Source organism: Halolamina pelagica, assembly GCF_900115675.1.
GTDB lineage: Archaea > Halobacteriota > Halobacteria > Halobacteriales > Haloferacaceae > Halolamina > Halolamina pelagica.
In genome coordinates this window covers 165,608-182,766 of sequence record NZ_FOXI01000005.1, presented here as the reverse complement: position 1 = coordinate 182,766, position 17,159 = coordinate 165,608, and the positions used below count along the sequence as shown (strand labels likewise).

Below are 17,159 nucleotides of genomic sequence, written 5' to 3'. Positions count from 1 at the left end.
ACGGATAAGCCGTGGGATACACGCCCGTCACTGACCCCCACACCGAATACCGGGAGAGACAGCATTAACTCGGGCCTCCGAGAAGCAGGCGTATGAACGGAACGCACGACTTGGCAGGTGTTCGACGGTGCGCGTAGTCGCGAAGTTCGGCGGCACCTCGCTCGGTTCGGGCGACCGGATCGAACGGGCTGCGGACTCCGTCGCCGACGCCGTCGCGGCGGGTCACGAGATCGCCGTCGTCGCCAGCGCGATGGGGTCACAGACCGACGAACTGCTCGACGAGATCTCCTTCGACGCCAGCGACGAGGACCGCGCGGAGATCGTCTCGATGGGGGAGCGCACCTCCGTCCGGATGCTGAAGGCCGCGCTCGCGACACGGGACGTCGACGCCACCTTCCTCGAACCGGGGGGCGAGGACTGGCCGGTCGTCACCAACGAGCGCGGCGAGATCGACGCCGAGGAGACCCAGCGCCGCGTCGACGAGCTCGCCGCGGTACTGGGCGACACCGTCCCCGTCATCACGGGCTTTCTCGCGGAGGACCCCGCGGGCAACGTGACGACGCTCGGCCGCGGCGGCTCGGACACCACGGCGATGATGCTCGGGAAGTATCTCGACGCCGACGAGGTGGTGATCGTCACCGACGTGGAGGGCGTGATGACCGGCGACCCGCGGGTGGTCGAGGGCGCGCGCAACGTCGGCAGCATCACCGTCGACGAGCTCCGCAACCTCTCGTTCCGGGGCGCCGAGGTGGTCGCCCCCTCCGCGCTGGTCTACAAGGACGAGGACCTCGGCGTCCGGGTGGTCCACTACCAGCACGGCAACCTGCTCTCGGGCGGGACCAGCGTCGAGGGGAGCTTCGAGCACCTGATCGACATGGAGGAGGCGCCGCTGTCCTGTCTCACCGTCGCCGGGCGCGCGATCCGGAACCGGCCGGGGATCCTCGCGGAGGTCTCACAGACGCTCAGCGACGCGGGGATCAACATCGACGCCGTCGCGAGCGGGATGGACTCGCTGACGTACTACGTCGAGACCACCGTGGCCGAGGAGGCGGAGGCGACGCTCCACGACGCGGTCGTCGAGGACGAGTCGCTCTCCTCGGTCACCGTCGAGGACGAGATCGCCGTGATCCGCGTGACCGGCGGCGAACTGCCCAACCAGCCGGGCGTGATCCGGACGCTCGTCGACCCGCTGGCCGAGGCGGGCATCAACATCCACGACCTGATCACCTCCGCGACCTCCGTCGCCATCTTCGTGGCGTGGGAGGACCGGGAGGAAACGCTCGACATCGTCCACGAGCAGTTCTGAAGGCGGACCAGGGGTGGGACCTGCCCGCTACTGCGTCGGCGCCGCCGGCTCCCCGTTCCGTGCGGCCTCCCGCAGGCGACGTTCTTCGGCGGTTTCGACCGTCAGCTCCGGCACCGACTGCACGCGCTCCGCGTCGTCGATGGCGACGAACGTCAGGTGTGAGGAGGCGGTGTCGCGCTCGACGCCCTCGCTGGGGCGCTCGGCGGTCACGTCGACGCGCACCTGCATGCTCGTCTCCCCCACGTCGTAGACGTAGGCAGTGAGCACGACGATATCGCCCAAGTCGATCGGCGCGTGGAAGTCCACGCGGTCGATGCTGGCGGTGACCACCTGCGACTGTGCGAACCGCCGGGCGGCGACGACGCCGCCGAGGTCCATCCGGTGGAGCACCCAGCCGCCGAGCGCGCGCCCGAGGTTGTTGGTCTCGTCGGGCATCACCACCTCGCTGGTCTCGGTGTAGGAGTCGATGAGTCTCACCACTCCAGCGACCCCCCGGAGCGGTACTCCGTGACCTGCGTCTCGAAGGAGTTCTTCTCCCGGTTGAGGTCGGCGGCCTCCGAGAGCCACGGGAACGGGTTCTCGGTGCCGTACTCCGGCTCCATGCCGAGTTGGGTCAGCCGTCGGTCCGCGACGTACTCGACGTACTCCGAGAACTGCTCGGGCCCCATCCCGAGGATCTCCTCGGGGCACGCCTCGCGGGCGTAGCGCTGTTCCAGCCCCACCGCGTCGAGGATCAGGTTGCGCATCTCCCACTCGAACTCCGCGGTCCAGGCGTCGGTCTCCTCGCGGATGGCGCCGATGAGTTCGATGCCGAAGCCCAGATGCAGCGACTCGTCGCGCATGATGTACTCGAACTGCTCGCCGATCCCGGTGAGCTTGTCCTGGCGCTTCAGGCCGAGCATCATCGCGAACCCGGCGTCGAAGAAGATCCCCTCCATGATGACGTAGAAGCCGACGAGGTCCCGGAGGAACGCCCGCACGTCGTCCTCGTCCTCGATGGTGAACTCGGGGTCGTCGACGACCTGCGTGAGGCCGACGACGAAGTCGTCCTTGGCCTCCATGGCGGGAATGCGGTCGTACATCCCGTAGAGGTAGTCGGGCTCGAACCCCAGCGAGTCACAGCAGTAGATGAACGTGTCCGTATGGACGGCCTCCTCGTACGCCTGCCGGAGCAGGCACTGGCGGCACTCCGGCGCCGTCACGTGGTCGTACACCGCGAGCACGATGTTGTTCGCGGTCAGGGACTCCGCCGTCGAGAAGAACCCGAGGTTCCACTCGACCAGCCGGCGCTCGGCGTCGGTGAGTTCGTCACCGTTCCACTGCTTGACGTCGTTGCCCATCGGGATCTCCTCGGGCACCCAGTTGTTGTCGACGCCCGCCTCGTAGTACTCGCGGGCCCACTCGTAGTCGAACGGCAGGATCTTGTTCGGGTCGTGCGTGTCGCTGTCGGTGAGGTAGTCGATCGGCATTACTGACAGGCCTCGCAGGTCGGGTCCTCGACGCTCGGGAGGTCCAGATGCGCCGTCGCCGCGGCGAGTCGGTCGTCGATTCGATCGGTCGTAGGTGGGTTCGCTTGGGTCATGTTCCGCGACGGACCCGGCGGGAGCGATCGACAGCGTTGCCACTCATAGCACCGCTATCGGCCGTTTTCGGCTCGCTCCCGCGAACCGGGTCTCGCCGTTTGCTCGGTTTTCGGCGACCGGGTTAAGGCTTTCCCAGTTTGGTTTCAATAGTACAAGCTTAATTGTTCGACGGGCGGGAGGACCGTCGACGCGTCGCTGTTCGGCGGGTACTGGAAGCGGAGAACTAGGGGTGCCCGGAAACTGATTTCCCGTGGCGCTACCGACCGTCCCGCAGCCGTTCCCCGATCTCCGGGGGGAGGTCGGTATCCGCCACGGCGTCGACGACGGCGTCGATGTCGTAGCTCACGCGACGCTCGTCGACGGTTCGGTCGTCGAGGTCGACCACGGCGTAGGCCGCGTCGGGGTCTCGATCGCGGGGTTGGCCGACGCTGCCGGGGTTCAGGACGATCCCCTCGTCGAAGACCGCGTGGTGCTGGACGTGGGTGTGACCCATGATCAGCAGCTCCTCGCCGTCGAGCAAGTCGGGGGCAAACTCGCGGGGGTAGGTGTAGTGGTCCGGGTCGTCGGGGTGGCCGTGGACGACCTTCACCCGCCCGTTGGCGACGTGGCGCTCGGTCGGGAGCGCGTCCAGCCAGTCGAGCGCGTCGGCGTCGAGCTGCTCGCGGGCGTAGTCGACGCCGGCCTGAGCCATCCCGTTGAAGCCGGGTGCCCGGCCGCTGGCGACTGCCCGGTCGTGGTTCCCCTGTACGCTGGGGATCCCCCGCTCCCGAACCGTGTCGACGCACTCGGCCGGCCAGGGGTTGTAGCCCACCACGTCGCCGGCACAGACCAGCGCGTCCACCGTCGGCATGCCGTCGAGCACCGCCTCCAGCGCGGGCAGGTTCCCGTGCACGTCCGAAATGACGCCGAGTCGCATGGGCGACGAAAGCGCGGCGACCGGGAAAAGCGTCGTGCTACTCGCCGTTGTGGATCGCCGTCTCGACGCCGTCGACGCCGACAGTCACTCCCGCAGCACAGACGGCGTGCTCGTAGGGGCTGTCGTACAGTTCCCGCGCGGCCGCGGCGGCGTCGTCGGCCTCGAGCGCGAACGGTTCCGGGCTGTCCTTCTCGTAGGTCGCCACGAGCGTTGGCTCGTCGACCTCCTTAACGAGCAGTGCGTCCCGGCGGACGGTGCCGACGAACGCGGTGTCGTCGCTCACGACGGCGGCGATCCGGGGCGTGTCGTAGTCGTCCTTCTCGAAGTCCAGCGCGAGCAGCGCGGCCGCGAGCGCGTCGCGGGCGGGGTAGCCCATCCCGACTTTCTCCGCGATCGGGTCGACGTGGGAGCCGTTGCCGACGACGGCTCGCTGCCCCTCGGGGCGGTCGACGGTCCGGACGCAGTTGTAGGAGACGTAGGGGTTGTCCGTCGGTTCGGCGTCGTCCGTGGGAACGACGGTGAGGCTGCCGTCGCGCTCGATCACCTTCCGGTTCGGGAACGAGCGCGAGGAGACGCGGTAGGCTGCCAGTCCGGGTGCGGCGACGAGGAAGCGGCCGACGTACATACCGGTTCTGTGGGCGAAGCGGGCAAGTAGGTGGTGGTTCCCAGCGGCCGAGAACGGCCGTAATCGGCGTTCCCAGAGTTCGGGAACGGCCGGCGGGGCATAAGACCCGTCCGGTTCACACTCCAACCATGGCAACTCAAGAAGTAACACTCCGGAGCACGGTGGCGGGGTTCACCGCAGAGGGGAAGCTCCACACGCTGAGCGTGTGGTTCATCCTCGCCCTGCGCCTGATGATGGGGATCGCGTTCTTCCAGAGCGGGCTGGACAAGGTGCTCAGCGGGAGCTTCTCGGCCGCGGGCTACCTCAACAACGCGCCGCGGGCCAACGGCAGCCCCGTCGCCGGGCTGTTCGAGGCGATGGGGTCGTCCCAGCTGTTCCTCGACTTCGTGAACGTCGCGGTGCCCTGGGGTGAGCTGCTGATCGGCCTCGGGCTCCTGGTCGGCGGGCTCACCCGCCTCGCGGCGTTCTGGGGCGCGTTCATGATGCTCATGTTCTACCTGGGCAACTGGAGCGTCTCCCACGGCTACATCAACGGCGACTTCGCGTACATGCTCACGTTCCTCGCGGTCGCGGCGTTCGGCGCGGGCCGCATCCTCGGGGTCGACCAGTACATCGAGCAGTACGAGATCGACGGCCGGCCGTTGGTGGAACGCTACCCGTGGATGCGGTACCTCCTCGGGTAACGTCGCGGTGGGGGATCTCTTTCTTCGACGCCAGCGGGGACAGCCACGCGGCACGCGAACCGACGGCTGGCCGGCGATTGACTCCGAAACACTCATACTTGCCAACGGGCTAGCGTTGGATGCGAAGGACGCCACCGGCGGCGACGAGGTGGCGGACGGATCAGTCCATTGGGGTAGTGGCCAATCCTGAAGCCTTCTGGGGGCTTCGACCCTGGTTCGAATCCAGGATGGACTACTTCCTCACGGTTCTCGACCGACCAGCGAGGGCGACCGAACCCATGCGAGGTCAGTCGCGTACCTACTTCTCCACGTCCAGCAGCGCCACGCGCTCGAGCACCAGGTCCGCGAGGCCGCCGTCGACGGCGTCGAGTTCGGCGTCGGAGACGTCGAAGAACGCCCTGACCGTCGCCTCGTCGTACTCGCCCAGCACTGCCGCCTCCTCGACGTGGTCGCGGAGCAGCTCGACCGCCTCGGCCTCCGCGCTCTCGTCGCCGGCAGGCGAGTCCACCAGGGCGACGACGCGGTTCGCCCCCTCGGCCACGCCCATCTCCAGCGCACGGTTGATCTGCCGGCGGCCGGCCGCGTAGCAGAGCACCTCGACCGCGCGCTCCCGGGCGACGTTCTCCCCGCGGGCGATGGCGCGGTCGGCGCGGTCCAGCGCGCGGGCGAGGTGTGCAGCCGAGACCACGTAGTCGGCGTCGAACGCCTGCACCGTCGTCCCGGTCGCCTCGGCCACGTCGTCGAGCGTCGCGAGGAACGCGTCGAGGTCGTCGACCGTCGTCGTCCCGTCGAGCAGGCGCATCAGAAATCACCCAGCGAGGCCTGGCCCTCCTCCTCCTCGCGCCCGGCACGTTTCGCGTCGGCGTCCGCGGTCACGCCCTCCATCGACGGGTCCTCGCGGCCGACGTTCTCGAGGACGGTCTCGGCGGTCTTCTCCCCGCGGAGCGCCCCGAGCACGACCGACTTGTCCGCGTTCCGGAGGTCCGCACGGGTCTCGATACCGGCCTCGAACAGCCGCCGCGCGCGCTTGCGCCCGACGCCACGGACGCCCGTGAGGTCGAGCAGCTCCTCCCGGACGCCGTCCTCGACGCGCTTTTTCGCCTCGCGGACGGCGACGACGTTCGAGAGGTCGAGTTCGCCCGCCAGCCGCTCGGCGGCGTTGAGCAGCCACTGGGCGGTGTCGACCTTCCCGCGGATGTCCCCCGGGCCGACGCCATAGCGCTCGGCGATGCGGCTCTCGTCGACCTCGCCGGCCCAGTCCTCCAGCATCCGGGCGGTCTTGAGCGCGGAGAGCCACTCCTCGAACGCCACGTCGTCGTACTCCGAGGGGGTGCGCCCGAGCAGTTCGGTCTCGCGCTCGAACAGCTCCTCCTCGTAGGTCTCGCGGTCGCCGGACTTCAGGTAGAGCTGGTACATGTCCGGCGTCCGCGAGACGAGGTGGTAGAGGCCGAGCGCGGAGACATCGTCGGCGTCGTCGCCCGTCCCCGCGTCGCCCTCCGCCTCCGTGTCGGCCAGCGGATCGTCGTCAAGCAGGTCGTTCCCGGTGACGAAGCCGGACGACTCGTCGGGGTCGCCGTCCACGGCGCCCCGGGAGCCGTACTCCCGGCTCCCGTCGTCGCCCTCAGCGTCGCGCAGGCCGTCGATGATCGCCGCGGCGCTCATCGGATCCAGGTAGAGCCGCGAGACGGTGTGGCCGATCTCGGTCGCGGTGATCGTGTCGCCGTCGCGGTCGACGAACTCGTTGGCGTCGAGGTAGTTCAGGACCGTGTCGGTCACCGACTCCAACTGCGCGTTCCCGGCGCTCTGGACCGCGTAGAGCGTGTTGTCGAGGAACTCCAGGATGTCCTCGCGAGTGTTCGCGAACCCGGAGGCGACCGTCGCCAGCAGATGGGTCCGCAGCGCGGGTTCAGCGGCGAGTTTCGAGCGCACCGGTTCGGGCTCGCCGTGGATGTAGCGCTCGAACAGTTCCTCCTTCGTGTCGTTGTTCGACGCCAAGAGGACCGCCTCGCCGTAGGGGTCGAGCCCCGGCCGGCCCGCCCGGCCCATCATCTGGTGCACTTCGAGGGTGTCGAGCGGCTTCATGCCGCCGAACTCCGGGTCGTAGCGCCGCCAGTCCCGGACGATCACGCGGCGGGAGGGCGTGTTCACGCCCGCGGCCAGCGTCGGCGTCGCCGCGATCACCTTGATCAGCCGGTCGCGGAACGCGTCCTCGACGAGGTCCCGGTGCTCGCTGGAGAGGCCGGCGTGGTGGAACGCGGCCCCCCGTTCGACGCAGTCCGCGAGGTCGTCGCTGGTGGCGGTGTCGGACACGTCCCGGATGTCGGCCGCCAGTTCCCGGAGTTCGACGCGTTCCGCGTCGGTCAGGTGGTCGCCCGTGACGCCGCCGAGCCGGCCGGCGGCGGACTCGGCGTTGCGCCGGGAGTTGACGAACACGAGGCTCGATCCCCCCTCGTCCAGCGTGTCGTCGACGAGCGCCGGGGTCTGCTTGCCGCCGCTGTCGACCCGTACCTTCCGTTGGGAGCCGTCGGCGAAGTTGATCGCGTTCCCGAAGTGAACGCCCGTCTTCAGGTCGATCGGGCGCCAGTCGGAGTCGACCAGTTCGGCGTCGAGCCAGTCGGCGATCTCGGGGGCGTTGCCGACCGTCGCCGAGAGCGCGACCGTCTGGAGGTCGTGGTTGAGCCGCCGGAGTTTCGCGAGCGTGACCTCGAGCGTGGGGCCGCGCTCGCGGTCGTCGACGAGGTGGACCTCGTCGGCGACGACACAGGAGAGGTCGTCGATCCACGGCGCGCCGTTCCTGACCAGCGAGTCGACCTTCTCGCTGGTGGCGACGACGACGTCCCGCGAGCCCAGCCACTCGCCGTCGGACTCGTAGTTCCCCGTCGAGACGCCGACGGTGACGCCGTACTCCTCCCAGCGCTCGAACTCCGCCCGCTTCTCGCTCGCGAGGGCTCTGAGCGGGACGATGTAGAGGGCGGTCCCGCCGCGTTCGACGGCGGAGAGCATCGCGAGTTCGGCGATCAGCGTCTTCCCCGAGGCGGTGGGGACCGCGGCGACGACGTTCTCGCCGTCGGTCACGCCGCGCTCGACGGCCTCGGCCTGGGGCGGGTAGAGCGCCTCGACGCCCTCGCCCTCGAGGTGCTCCCCGACGCCCGCAGGCAGGCCCGACAGCTCCGTCGGCTTCATTGGGTGGGAGTTGCCCGCTCTCGGGTTTAAGTTGCGGGGTCCGGCGCGACGCCGGGTTTTCGGCGCGACCGACCCGCATCAGCGGTCGGTGAGCTCGTAGGGATCGGCGTCCTCGGGCAGCGGCGACTCGTACTCGCGGTCGCCCTTTCGCTCCTCGAACTCCGCGCGGGCCTCGGCGAGCAGCTCCTCGTCGGTCAGCAGGTCGTACAGCGAGCCGGCGACGACCTTGCCCGCGAACAGCATCGCCGCCGTCCCGAGGTCCTTGCCGGCGGCGACGGCCTGCCACGAGTGGGCCGGGGTACCGGCGGGCCACGTCGCCGCGCGGAACCGACCGAGCGGGACGGTCCACGACACGTCGCCGGAGTCCGTGGAGTACGAGCCGGTCGCGTCCTCGTCGGGGGCGTCGATGGGGTCCGTGAACATCGCCGAATCGGCAGCCGCGTCGCGGCGTTCCGGCGGGACGCCGGCGTAGGAGGGGTCGTCGAGCGTCTCCTTCAGTTCGGCCGCGAACGCCTCCTGCTCCTCGGTCAGCGGGAACTCGGCGGCGTCCATGTTCGCCCGGATCGAGTCCGCGAGCGCGTAGTTCGGGAGCACGCCGTACATCCCGGTGGTCTGGGTCACGTCCACGTCCGTGCCGGACATCAGCGCCGCGCCCTCGGCGGCGTCGCGGACGCGGTCCGAGACGGTCTCGACGGAGTCGCGGTCGGGCGCGCGGACCATCACCTCCATCGCCGCCTCCTCGGGGACGATGTTGGCGGCCTGCCCCCCCTCGGTGACGACGTAGTGGATGCGGACGGCGTCCGCGACGTGCTCGCGCATGTACTCGATCCCGGTACCCAGGAGTTGGACGCCGTCGAGCGCGCTCCGGCCGGCTTCCGGCGCCGCGGCGGCGTGGGCGGTCTCCCCCGTGAACTCGATCGAGAACGAATCGACCGCGAGACAGGAGCCCTTGTTGGGCGCGTTGATCCAGTCGGGGTGCCACGAGACGACGGCGTCCACGTCGTCGAACGCGCCGTCCTGAATCATGTACACCTTGCCGGCGCCGACCTCCTCGGCGGGCGTGCCGAGGTAGACGACCGATCCCTCGGCGTCCCCGCGCTCGATCGCGCGCTTGACCGCGACGGCACCCGCGAGGCTCCCGGTGCCGAACAGGTTGTGGCCACAGCCGTGCCCCGGCGCGCCCTCCGCTATCGGTTCGCGCTCGGCTTTCGCGGCCTGACTCATCCCCGGTAGCGCGTCGAACTCGCCCATCGTCCCGACGACGGGCTCGTCGTCGCCGTACCGCGCGACGAAGGCGGTGTCGATGCCGGCGACGCCGGACTCGACGGTGAACCCCTCCTCGCGGAGCGCGTCCTGCAGCAGCGCCGCGGAGTCGTGCTCCTGGAGCGCGACCTCCGGGTTCTCCCAGAGTTGCTCGGAGACGTCTGTCAGCCAGTCGCGTTCGGCCTCGATCTCGTCGAACAGGTCCTGTTTACTCACGACCGGTGGGTGTTACTGCGTCGCGATAAGGGTTCCCCGACCGCGATCAGATGTCCTGGACGAGCCCGCCCAGGTCGTCGACCGGGATGATCTCCATCGTCTGGGTGTCGAGCCCGTATCGTTCGATCGAGACCGAGGTCTGGAACGCGCCGTCGCGGCCGTCGGCCTCGAAGATCACGAGGAAGTCGTGCTCGCCGAGGATCGCGTAGGCCTCCAGCAGTTCTCCTCCCAGTGCCTCGATGTCGCCAGTCAGGTCGCCCCAGATAGTGGCGAGGTCCTGCACGTTCTGGACGGTCTCGTCGGTCACGTCGACCAGCGCCATGTACGTACCCATAACCGTGCCAAACGTTGCCACGTAACGAAAACGTTCCGGCCGGGCTACTGCGCTTCGAGGCTGCGCTCGACGAACGACTCGGGCAGCGCCTCCATCTCCCCCACCTGCACGCGCCAGAGGTTGGCGTAGAGCCCGTCGCCGTCGATGAGCCGCTCGTGGTCGCCGCGCTCGACGATCTCGCCGTCGTCCATCACCAGGATCTGGTCGGCGTCCCGGACCGTCGAGAGCCGGTGGGCGATGGCGAAGACGGTACGGTCCTCGGTCAACGCTTCGAGGCTGTTCTGGATCACCGCCTCGGTCTCGTTGTCGACGTGGCTGGTCGCCTCGTCGAGGACTAACACGTCCGGGTCCCGGAGGATCGTCCGCGCCAGCGCGATCCGCTGGCGCTGGCCGCCCGAGAGCTTGACGCCGCGCTCGCCCACCATCGTGTCGTAGCCGTCCTCGAGGTCGGCGACGAACTCGTGGGCGCCGGCGGTCTCGGCGGCCTCGTGCATCGCCTCGTCGTCGTACTCCGGGACGCCGTAGGCGATGTTGTCGGCGACGGTGCCGTAGAAGAGGTACGGCTCCTGACTCACGTAGCCGACGTGCTCGCGGAGGCTCCGGATGTCGATATCCCGCACGTCCCGGCCGTCGAGCCTGATCGTCCCCGAGTCGGGGTCGTAGAACCGCAGCAGGAGCTTCATCGTCGTCGACTTCCCGGCGCCGGTCGGGCCGACGAGGCCGACGTAGTCGCCGGCGTCGGCCTCGAAGCTGATGCCGCGCAGGACCGTCTCCTCGGCCTCGCCGTCCTCGTCGCGGTAGGCGAACTGCACGTCGTCGAACTCGACGTGCCCCTCGACGCCGTCGGCCTCCGTGCCGTAGGCGGGCGTACGTCGCTCCTCGTCGTCGAGTTCGACGCCGTCGGTCTCCGTCCCCACGCGGGTGTCGTCGTCGAGTAGACCGACGATCCGCTCGCCCGCAGCCTCCGCGTACTGGTAGCCGTTGATGATCTGGCCCATCTGCCGCATCGGGTAGACGAAGCGCCGCGAGTAGTTCAGGAAGAGCACGAGCGTCCCCGCGGTCAGCGTCGCGTCGGGGTCGCCGCCGGAGAAGAACGGGTGCGGCGGCGTGCCCGTCACCACCCACCAGCCGCCGACGAAGAAGACCGAGACGTACGCCGCGGCGGTCGTCGCCTGCAGGCTGGGGAAGAACTTGATCCGGGTGGTGATCGCGTCCCACTGTGAGTCGAGATACTCCCTGGAGGACTCCCGCACCCGGTCGGTCTCGAAGGGCTCGGTGGTGAACGACTTCAGCGTCTCGATGCCGCCGATGTTGTTCTCCAGTCGGCTGTTGAGTCGCCCGACGGCGCTGCGGACCTCCTGGTACTTGGGGTGGATGGTCTCGACGAACCAGTAGCTGAGGTACCCCAGCGCGGGGATGGCGGCGACGGGGATCAGCGCGAGCCGCCAGTTGATCAGCAGCATCACCGCGCCCATCCCGCCGACGCGGACGACGATGGTGATGAGGCTCTTGAGGTTGTTCGTCAGGAACCCCTCGAGTTGGTTCACGTCGTTGTTCAGGATGCTCATCACCTCGCCCGTCTGGCGGTTGTCGAAGAACTCCACGCCCTGTCGCTGGAGCGCGTCGTAGGTGTCCACACGCACTGCATGCTGGAAGTGCTGGGAGAAGCTGTTCCAGAGGTAGTTGTTCGCCCAGCTGAAGACCGAGCTCAGCGCGTAGGAGGCGGCGACGAGACCGCCGGCGAGCAGGAACTGTCCGCCCTGGTCGCCCGGGATCCACACCGCGGGAACCAGCGGCAGCGAGAACGCCCGCGTGTCGAAGAAGAGCGAGTCGATCGCGATCGCGAGCACGAACGACGGCACCAGCGCCATCAGCATCTGCACGATCGCCGCGCCGGCGCCGCCGACGAACGTCGGCAGGCGCTCGCGACCGTACTCCAGAAACAGCCGGAGGATGGCGTTGCCCTCCTCCGCCCGCAGTTCCGCGAACTCGTCATCGTCGTCTGGTGGCACGTCCCACTATCTCCGGGCCCCACGGGGAAAACGACTCGGTGGCGGCGACACGTGTGGGGTTCTCACCAGTCGAGCGACACGTCGTCGCCGACGCCGAGTCCGAACGCGTCGTCGCCCCGCCCCTGGTTCACCGCGAACTCGACGTTGCCGTGGCTCCCCACGGTCACTAGTCGCTCGCCCGGGGCCATCTCAGCGTAGGCGTCCCGCACGGGCGCCGACTCGCCGTTCACGGTCACCGCGTCGCGGCCGTCGAGCACACGCCCGGGGACGTTGCTGATCGCGTTCCCGAAGTCGTCGACGACGAGTACCTCGCCGGTCGCCCCGTCGTCGCGGACCGCCGGTTCCGGGAACCGAAGGTCGACCCACTCGTCGGCGGGGGTGACGCGATCAGCGTCGTCGACGGCGTCGGCCTCGTGGACGCGCGCCGCGGCGGGCGCGAACACGTCCCGGCCGTGGAACGTGTTGCTCGCGGTCGCGCCGTCGTCGTACGCGATCTCGTAGACGCGGATCCCGTCGCCGTCCGCCCGGGCGGCAAGCTTACGGGCCGCCGGGAGCGCGACGCCGTTGTCCGGCGCGACGATGCGGTGGTTGCCGGCCTCGACGACGACTGCGGCGCGGTCGGTCCCGACGCCGGGGTCGACGACGACGAGGTGGGTCGCCGGCGGGAACTCCGGGAGCACCTCGCGCAGCCAGAACGCCGCCGCGCGCACGTCCTGCCGGGGGAAGTCGTGGGCGACATCGACCAGTCGCGCGTCACACTGCCGGAGGATGACGCCCTTCATCGCCGCGGGGTAGGGGGTGCCGAAGTCGGAGGCGAGCGTGATCATGGGCGAACGAACGGGCGACAGGGGGCTGAAAGCGTCGGTTCGCCTCAGAGGAGGGTCGCGTCCGCAGGGTCGAACCCGACCATCAGCGAGTCCGCCGCAGGCGGTTCGGGCAGGCGGAGCACGACCTCCCGGCCGGCCCACTCGCCGTAGAGTCGCGTGGTTCCGCCGAGGTACTCCGCGGTGTCGAGCGCGACCGGGAAGCGGTTCCGTCCGGCTTCGGGGTCGAGATGCGTCGGCCGCACACAGAAGGTCACGCGGTCGCCCACGGCGTGGGCATCGTCGTCGGGAGCGGCGACACGGAACCGGTGGCCCTCGGGGGCCCGCTCGTCGACCTCGATCGCCAGTTCGTCGCTTTCGCCCCCGACGACCACGCCCGAGAACACGTTGTTCTCGCCGACGAACGAGGCGACGAACTCGGTCGCGGGGCGTTCGTACACCTCGACGGGCGTGCCGACCTGCTCGACGCCGCCGTCGTGCATCACCGCGAGGCGGTCCGAGACCGCGAGCGCCTCCTCCTGGTCGTGGGTGACGTACACCGTCGTGACACCCAACTCCTGCTGGATACGCCTGATCTCCCGACGGAGCTGCTCCCGGAGTCGCGCATCGAGGGCGCTCATGGGCTCGTCAAGCAGCAGCACGTCCGGCTCGGGCGCCAGCGCGCGGGCGAGCGCGACCCGCTGTTGCTGCCCGCCCGAGAGTTCGTCGGGCTCGCGGTCGCCCATCTCGGGGAGGTCGACCAGTTCGAGCAGTTCGTCGACGCGCTCGTCGGCCGTGAGCCCTCTGGGTGGGTCCGTGAAGCGCAGGCCGTAGCGGACGTTCTCCGCGACGGTCATGTGCGGGAACAGCGCGTAGCTCTGGAACACGACGCCGACGTTGCGGTCCTCGACGGGCACGTCGCTCACGTCCTCGCCGTCGAAGCGGACCGTCCCCTCGGTGGGGCCTGAGAGCCCCGCGATCGTCCGGAGCGTCGTCGTCTTCCCGCAGCCGGAGGGCCCGACCAGCGTGAAGAACTCCCCTCCCTCAACCGTGAGTGAAACGCCCTCCAGCGCGACGGCGTCGTCGAACGCCTTCCGGATCCCGTCGAGTTCGATGGCGACCATCTACATCCCCCTCCCTTCACCGAGTCGGTCGATAACGAGGAAGCTGACGGCCGTGACGACCAGGAGGACACAGCCCATCGCCGTCGCCGGACCGAGCCGCCGCCCGAGGAATCGTTCGATGGCCACCGGCATGGTGTAGGCGGCGCTCCCGCTGGCCAAAATCACCGTCGAATCGAACTCCCCGACGCTGATCGCGAACGCGAACGCCGCGCCCGCGAGCACGCCCGCCACCACCTGGGGGAGTTCGATGTCCAGCAGCACCCGGACCCGCGAGGCCCCGAGGACCCGCGCCGACTCCACGACCGATCGGTCGATCGTCGCCAACAGCGGCGCGACGTTGCGCGTGACGAACGGGTAGGCGGCGACTGCGTGGGCGGCGACGACGGCGACGGCGCCGGTGACGGTGAACCGGTAACCGAACGCGGTCGTGCCGAACACCAACCCCTGGAGCAACCCGAGGCCGACGACGACGCCCGAGACGGCGAACGGCGCCATCGAGAGCGTGTCGAGCAGCTTGCTCCCGGGGAACTCGCGGGTGGAGACGACCGCCAGCAACACCCCCATCGGCACCGCGAGCGCGAGGCTGCCGGCGCCGTACAGCAGCGAGTTCCGGATCGCGGTCAGGGGTTTGATCTGGAACGCCGCGCCGGTCGTCTGTCGCTCGACGAGGAAGCGGTAGTACTCCAGCGTGAACCCGTTCGGCCCGGTGACGCTCGCGAGGACCATGCTCGCCATCGGCGTCACGAACACGACCAGCGCGACGCCGACGTACCCCCAGACGGCCAGCCGGTCGACGTTCAGCGGGCCGAACAGCGGTTTCCGCTCGGGCGGCCGCGCGGCGCTTTCGGCGCGCTGGCGGGCCTCGTAGCGCAGGTAGGCGTAGGTCAGCACCAGCGAGAAGACCATCTCCAGCGTCGCCAGCGCCGACGCCGTCTCGTAGTCGAGCTGGGTGACGCGCTGGTACACCCATACCTCGACGGTCGCCAGCGAGAGCCCGCCCAGCGCGAGCACGACCGCGAACGACATAAAGGAGAAGACGAAGGTCAGCAGTGCGCCCGTCAGGATCGCGGGGAGGAGCTGGGGCAACACCACGTCGACGAACGCCCGCCGGGGCGAGGCGCCGAGGCTCCGGGCGGTCTCGGCGGTGCCGGCGTCGATGCCCTCCCACGCGGCCGCCGTCACCCGCATCACCAGCGGGGCGTTGTAGAACGCGTGGGCGATCACGATGATCGGCAGCGTGTACAGCAGTTCGATCCGGGGGAGCCCCAGCGCGGTCAGCGCCGTGTTGACCACGCCGGTCCGCCCGAACGTGGCGATGAAGCCGATGGCGACCATGATCGAGGGCATCACGAACGGCACCGCGGTCAGCGAGCGCACGGTCCTCCGGCCCGGGAACTCGAAGCGGGCGAGCACGTACGCGCCCGGCAGCCCGAGCACGACGCTCGCGAGCGTCGACAGCAGCGCCTGATACGCGGTGAAGCCGAACAGCCCCAGTCGGTAGTCGGGGAAGGGGTAGGCGAGCGAGACGCCGGCATCGACGAACGGCAGCGGGAGGCGGAGCGTGTGCGGCTCGATCGCGGTCCACAGCACCGCCGGGTTCTCGACGGCCTGAGCGGCCACGCCGAAGAAGAACGGGTCGGAGAGCACCGCGAGCAGCGGTTCGGCGGTGGGTCCGCCCGCACGCCAGACCGCCTCCGAGAGCACTCGACCCACGGGGTAGTAGAACAGCAGCGTCAGCAGGAGCAGGGTGACCAGCCCGGCCAGCGGGAGCGTCGCCGCCTCCACTCGCTGCCGGATCGACGGGCTCATCGCGGCGGCGACGCGACGCGGTCGGTCACCCGTCGGGACACACCCGCCGGTAGCTATTCGTCGGTTATATACCCAGCGAAAGAACGGGGCGGCGGGCTAGTTCGACTCCTCGGTCTCGACTTCGGCGTCGTCGGCGAACTCGGACTCGTCGGCGTCGGCGACCACGTCGTCGGCCGACTGGATGTCGGGTTCGGTGTCGCCCGACATGATCTTCTCGGCCTCCTGCTCCATCGCCTCGGTGTCGAGCTCGGCGGCCTCGTCGATCTGGCCGAGGATGTCCTCGATGTCGTCGAGGCCCAGCATCTCGCGGGTCTCCTCGTCGAAGTCCAACGAGTTGAGGCTCTCCTTGGTCTTCGTGTCGCTCCCGGTCAGGTGCTGACCGTACCGGCCGACGAGCGAGGTGAGCTCCTGGGGCATGATGAACGTCGAGGAGTCGCCCTGGCCGATGTTCTCCAGGGTCTCCATCCCCTTGTCGATGATGGCGCGTTCACCCATCGACTCGGCGGATTTCGCCCGGAGCACGGTGGAGATGGCGTCACCCTGCGCCTCGAGGATCTGGGACTGCTTCTCCCCCTGGGCACGGATGATGTTGGACTGCTTCTCCCCTTCGGCCTCCTCGACGGCGGAGCGTCGCTCCCCCTGGGCCTCGAGAATCATGGCGCGGCGGCGGCGCTCGGCGGAGGTCTGTTGCTCCATCGCCTGCTGCACGTCCTTCGAGGGGTTGACCTCCCGGACCTCGACGGACTCGACGCGGATGCCCCACTCGTCGGTGGGCTCGTCCAGTTCCTTCCGGATGCGGGCGTTGATCTCCTGGCGCTTGTTCAGCGTGTCGTCGAGTTCCATGTCGCCCAGCACCGCACGGAGGGTGGTCTGGGCGAGGTTGGAGACGGCGGTCTTGTAGTCCTCGACCTCGAGGTACGCCTTCCGGGCGTCCATCACCTTGATGTAGACGACGGCGTCGGCCGTGACCGGGGAGTTGTCCCGCGTGATCGCCTCCTGGCGGGGCACGTCCAGCGTCTGCGTCCGCATGTCGAACGCGTGGGTCTGGGAGACGAACGGCGGGATGAAGTTGATGCCCGGTTCGAGCAGTTTGCGGTACTCCCCGAACACGGTGAGGGCTTTCTTCTCCGTAGCGTCGACGATCTCCACGGCCTGCCACACCGCGGCGATGACGACGAAGAGGAACAGCAGCCCGACGACGCCGGTGACGGCGCCGGCGAACTGCAGTGGTGCGATGACCATACACGGGGTTCGGGTGTTGGTGGCTTAATAGTTTCCCGCGAAAAAACCGCCAGTCGGCGC

Annotated in this window: 15 protein-coding genes and 1 tRNA gene; 3 read left to right on the top strand and 13 right to left on the bottom strand. The window is 69.3% G+C overall.

Features of this window, described 5'->3' with window-relative positions; translation table 11 throughout:
- The first annotated feature begins 127 nt into the window (after nucleotides 1-127).
- Nucleotides 128-1,306, top strand: a complete 1,179-nt coding sequence (locus BMZ83_RS09000) for an aspartate kinase (protein WP_074877799.1) — start codon at nucleotides 128-130, stop codon at nucleotides 1,304-1,306.
- 27 nt (nucleotides 1,307-1,333) lie between these two features.
- Here BMZ83_RS09000 and BMZ83_RS08995 read toward each other — a convergent pair whose 3' ends face one another.
- From BMZ83_RS08995 to BMZ83_RS08980, 4 genes are all read right to left on the bottom strand, one after another.
- Complete coding sequence (locus BMZ83_RS08995; RefSeq protein ID WP_079990150.1) at nucleotides 1,334-1,741, bottom strand: acyl-CoA thioesterase; 408 nt, start codon at nucleotides 1,739-1,741, stop codon at nucleotides 1,334-1,336.
- A 38-nt stretch (nucleotides 1,742-1,779) separates the two neighbouring features.
- A complete protein-coding gene (locus BMZ83_RS08990) occupies nucleotides 1,780-2,775 on the bottom strand; it encodes a ribonucleotide-diphosphate reductase subunit beta (protein WP_074877796.1) in 996 nt (331 codons plus the stop codon).
- 370 nt (nucleotides 2,776-3,145) lie between these two features.
- A complete protein-coding gene (locus tag BMZ83_RS08985) occupies nucleotides 3,146-3,805 on the bottom strand; it encodes a metallophosphoesterase family protein (protein WP_074877795.1) in 660 nt (219 codons plus the stop codon).
- 37 nt (nucleotides 3,806-3,842) lie between these two features.
- Entirely contained in the window at nucleotides 3,843-4,430 is a 588-nt protein-coding gene (locus tag BMZ83_RS08980) for an IMP cyclohydrolase (RefSeq protein ID WP_074877793.1), read from the bottom strand.
- 128 nt (nucleotides 4,431-4,558) lie between these two features.
- On the opposite strand from BMZ83_RS08980, the gene BMZ83_RS08975 reads away from it, so the two are divergent.
- Together BMZ83_RS08975 and BMZ83_RS08970 are read left to right on the top strand one after the other, a co-directional pair.
- Entirely contained in the window at nucleotides 4,559-5,113 is a 555-nt protein-coding gene (locus tag BMZ83_RS08975; protein ID WP_074877791.1) for a DoxX family membrane protein, read from the top strand.
- Between the two features lie 162 nt (nucleotides 5,114-5,275).
- Nucleotides 5,276-5,348: transfer RNA gene (locus BMZ83_RS08970), tRNA-Gln, on the top strand.
- A 63-nt stretch (nucleotides 5,349-5,411) separates the two neighbouring features.
- On the opposite strand, the gene cgi121 is transcribed toward BMZ83_RS08970, so the two are convergent.
- From cgi121 to BMZ83_RS08925, 9 genes are all read right to left on the bottom strand, one after another.
- Nucleotides 5,412-5,915: a KEOPS complex subunit Cgi121 gene (gene cgi121, locus BMZ83_RS08965; RefSeq protein ID WP_074877789.1), complete on the bottom strand. Its 504-nt coding sequence runs from the start codon at nucleotides 5,913-5,915 to the stop codon at nucleotides 5,412-5,414.
- Nucleotides 5,915-8,296: an ATP-dependent DNA helicase gene (locus BMZ83_RS08960; protein WP_074877787.1), complete on the bottom strand. Its 2,382-nt coding sequence runs from the start codon at nucleotides 8,294-8,296 to the stop codon at nucleotides 5,915-5,917. The genes cgi121 and BMZ83_RS08960 overlap by 1 nt, the downstream gene beginning before the upstream one ends.
- 78 nt (nucleotides 8,297-8,374) lie before the next feature.
- A complete protein-coding gene (locus tag BMZ83_RS08955; RefSeq protein ID WP_074877785.1) occupies nucleotides 8,375-9,775 on the bottom strand; it encodes an amidohydrolase in 1,401 nt (466 codons plus the stop codon).
- A 46-nt stretch (nucleotides 9,776-9,821) separates the two neighbouring features.
- Nucleotides 9,822-10,109 carry a GYD domain-containing protein gene (locus tag BMZ83_RS08950; protein ID WP_074877783.1) on the bottom strand — a complete coding sequence of 96 codons (288 nt, stop codon included), beginning with the start codon at nucleotides 10,107-10,109 and terminating at the stop codon, nucleotides 9,822-9,824.
- Nucleotides 10,110-10,153: 44 nt separating this feature from the next.
- Complete coding sequence (locus tag BMZ83_RS08945; RefSeq protein WP_074877782.1) at nucleotides 10,154-12,121, bottom strand: ABC transporter ATP-binding protein; 1,968 nt, start codon at nucleotides 12,119-12,121, stop codon at nucleotides 10,154-10,156.
- A 62-nt stretch (nucleotides 12,122-12,183) separates the two neighbouring features.
- Nucleotides 12,184-12,948: an SAM hydrolase/SAM-dependent halogenase family protein gene (locus BMZ83_RS08940; protein ID WP_074877780.1), complete on the bottom strand. Its 765-nt coding sequence runs from the start codon at nucleotides 12,946-12,948 to the stop codon at nucleotides 12,184-12,186.
- Nucleotides 12,949-12,992: 44 nt separating this feature from the next.
- Nucleotides 12,993-14,048, bottom strand: coding sequence for an ABC transporter ATP-binding protein (locus BMZ83_RS08935; protein WP_074877778.1), 1,056 nt, complete (start codon nucleotides 14,046-14,048; stop codon nucleotides 12,993-12,995).
- Nucleotides 14,049-15,857: an ABC transporter permease gene (locus BMZ83_RS08930; RefSeq protein WP_074877776.1), complete on the bottom strand. Its 1,809-nt coding sequence runs from the start codon at nucleotides 15,855-15,857 to the stop codon at nucleotides 14,049-14,051.
- Between the two features lie 96 nt (nucleotides 15,858-15,953).
- On the bottom strand, nucleotides 15,954-17,099 hold the full coding sequence (locus BMZ83_RS08925; protein ID WP_074877773.1) for an SPFH domain-containing protein: 1,146 nt from the start codon (nucleotides 17,097-17,099) through the stop codon (nucleotides 15,954-15,956).
- Nucleotides 17,100-17,159 lie beyond the last annotated feature (60 nt).

Coding starts and splice junctions, on each gene's coding strand:
- BMZ83_RS08995 (WP_079990150.1), bottom strand. CDS start 1,741: ATGCCCGACGAGACCAACAACCTCGGGCGCGCGCTCGGCGGCTGGGTG.
- BMZ83_RS08990 (WP_074877796.1), bottom strand. CDS start 2,775: ATGCCGATCGACTACCTCACCGACAGCGACACGCACGACCCGAACAAG.
- BMZ83_RS08985 (WP_074877795.1), bottom strand. CDS start 3,805: ATGCGACTCGGCGTCATTTCGGACGTGCACGGGAACCTGCCCGCGCTG.
- BMZ83_RS08980 (WP_074877793.1), bottom strand. CDS start 4,430: ATGTACGTCGGCCGCTTCCTCGTCGCCGCACCCGGACTGGCAGCCTAC.
- BMZ83_RS08975 (WP_074877791.1), top strand. CDS start 4,559: ATGGCAACTCAAGAAGTAACACTCCGGAGCACGGTGGCGGGGTTCACC.
- cgi121 (WP_074877789.1), bottom strand. CDS start 5,915: ATGCGCCTGCTCGACGGGACGACGACGGTCGACGACCTCGACGCGTTC.
- BMZ83_RS08960 (WP_074877787.1), bottom strand. CDS start 8,296: ATGAAGCCGACGGAGCTGTCGGGCCTGCCTGCGGGCGTCGGGGAGCAC.
- BMZ83_RS08950 (WP_074877783.1), bottom strand. CDS start 10,109: ATGGGTACGTACATGGCGCTGGTCGACGTGACCGACGAGACCGTCCAG.
- BMZ83_RS08940 (WP_074877780.1), bottom strand. CDS start 12,948: ATGATCACGCTCGCCTCCGACTTCGGCACCCCCTACCCCGCGGCGATG.
- BMZ83_RS08935 (WP_074877778.1), bottom strand. CDS start 14,048: ATGGTCGCCATCGAACTCGACGGGATCCGGAAGGCGTTCGACGACGCC.
- BMZ83_RS08930 (WP_074877776.1), bottom strand. CDS start 15,857: ATGAGCCCGTCGATCCGGCAGCGAGTGGAGGCGGCGACGCTCCCGCTG.
- BMZ83_RS08925 (WP_074877773.1), bottom strand. CDS start 17,099: ATGGTCATCGCACCACTGCAGTTCGCCGGCGCCGTCACCGGCGTCGTC.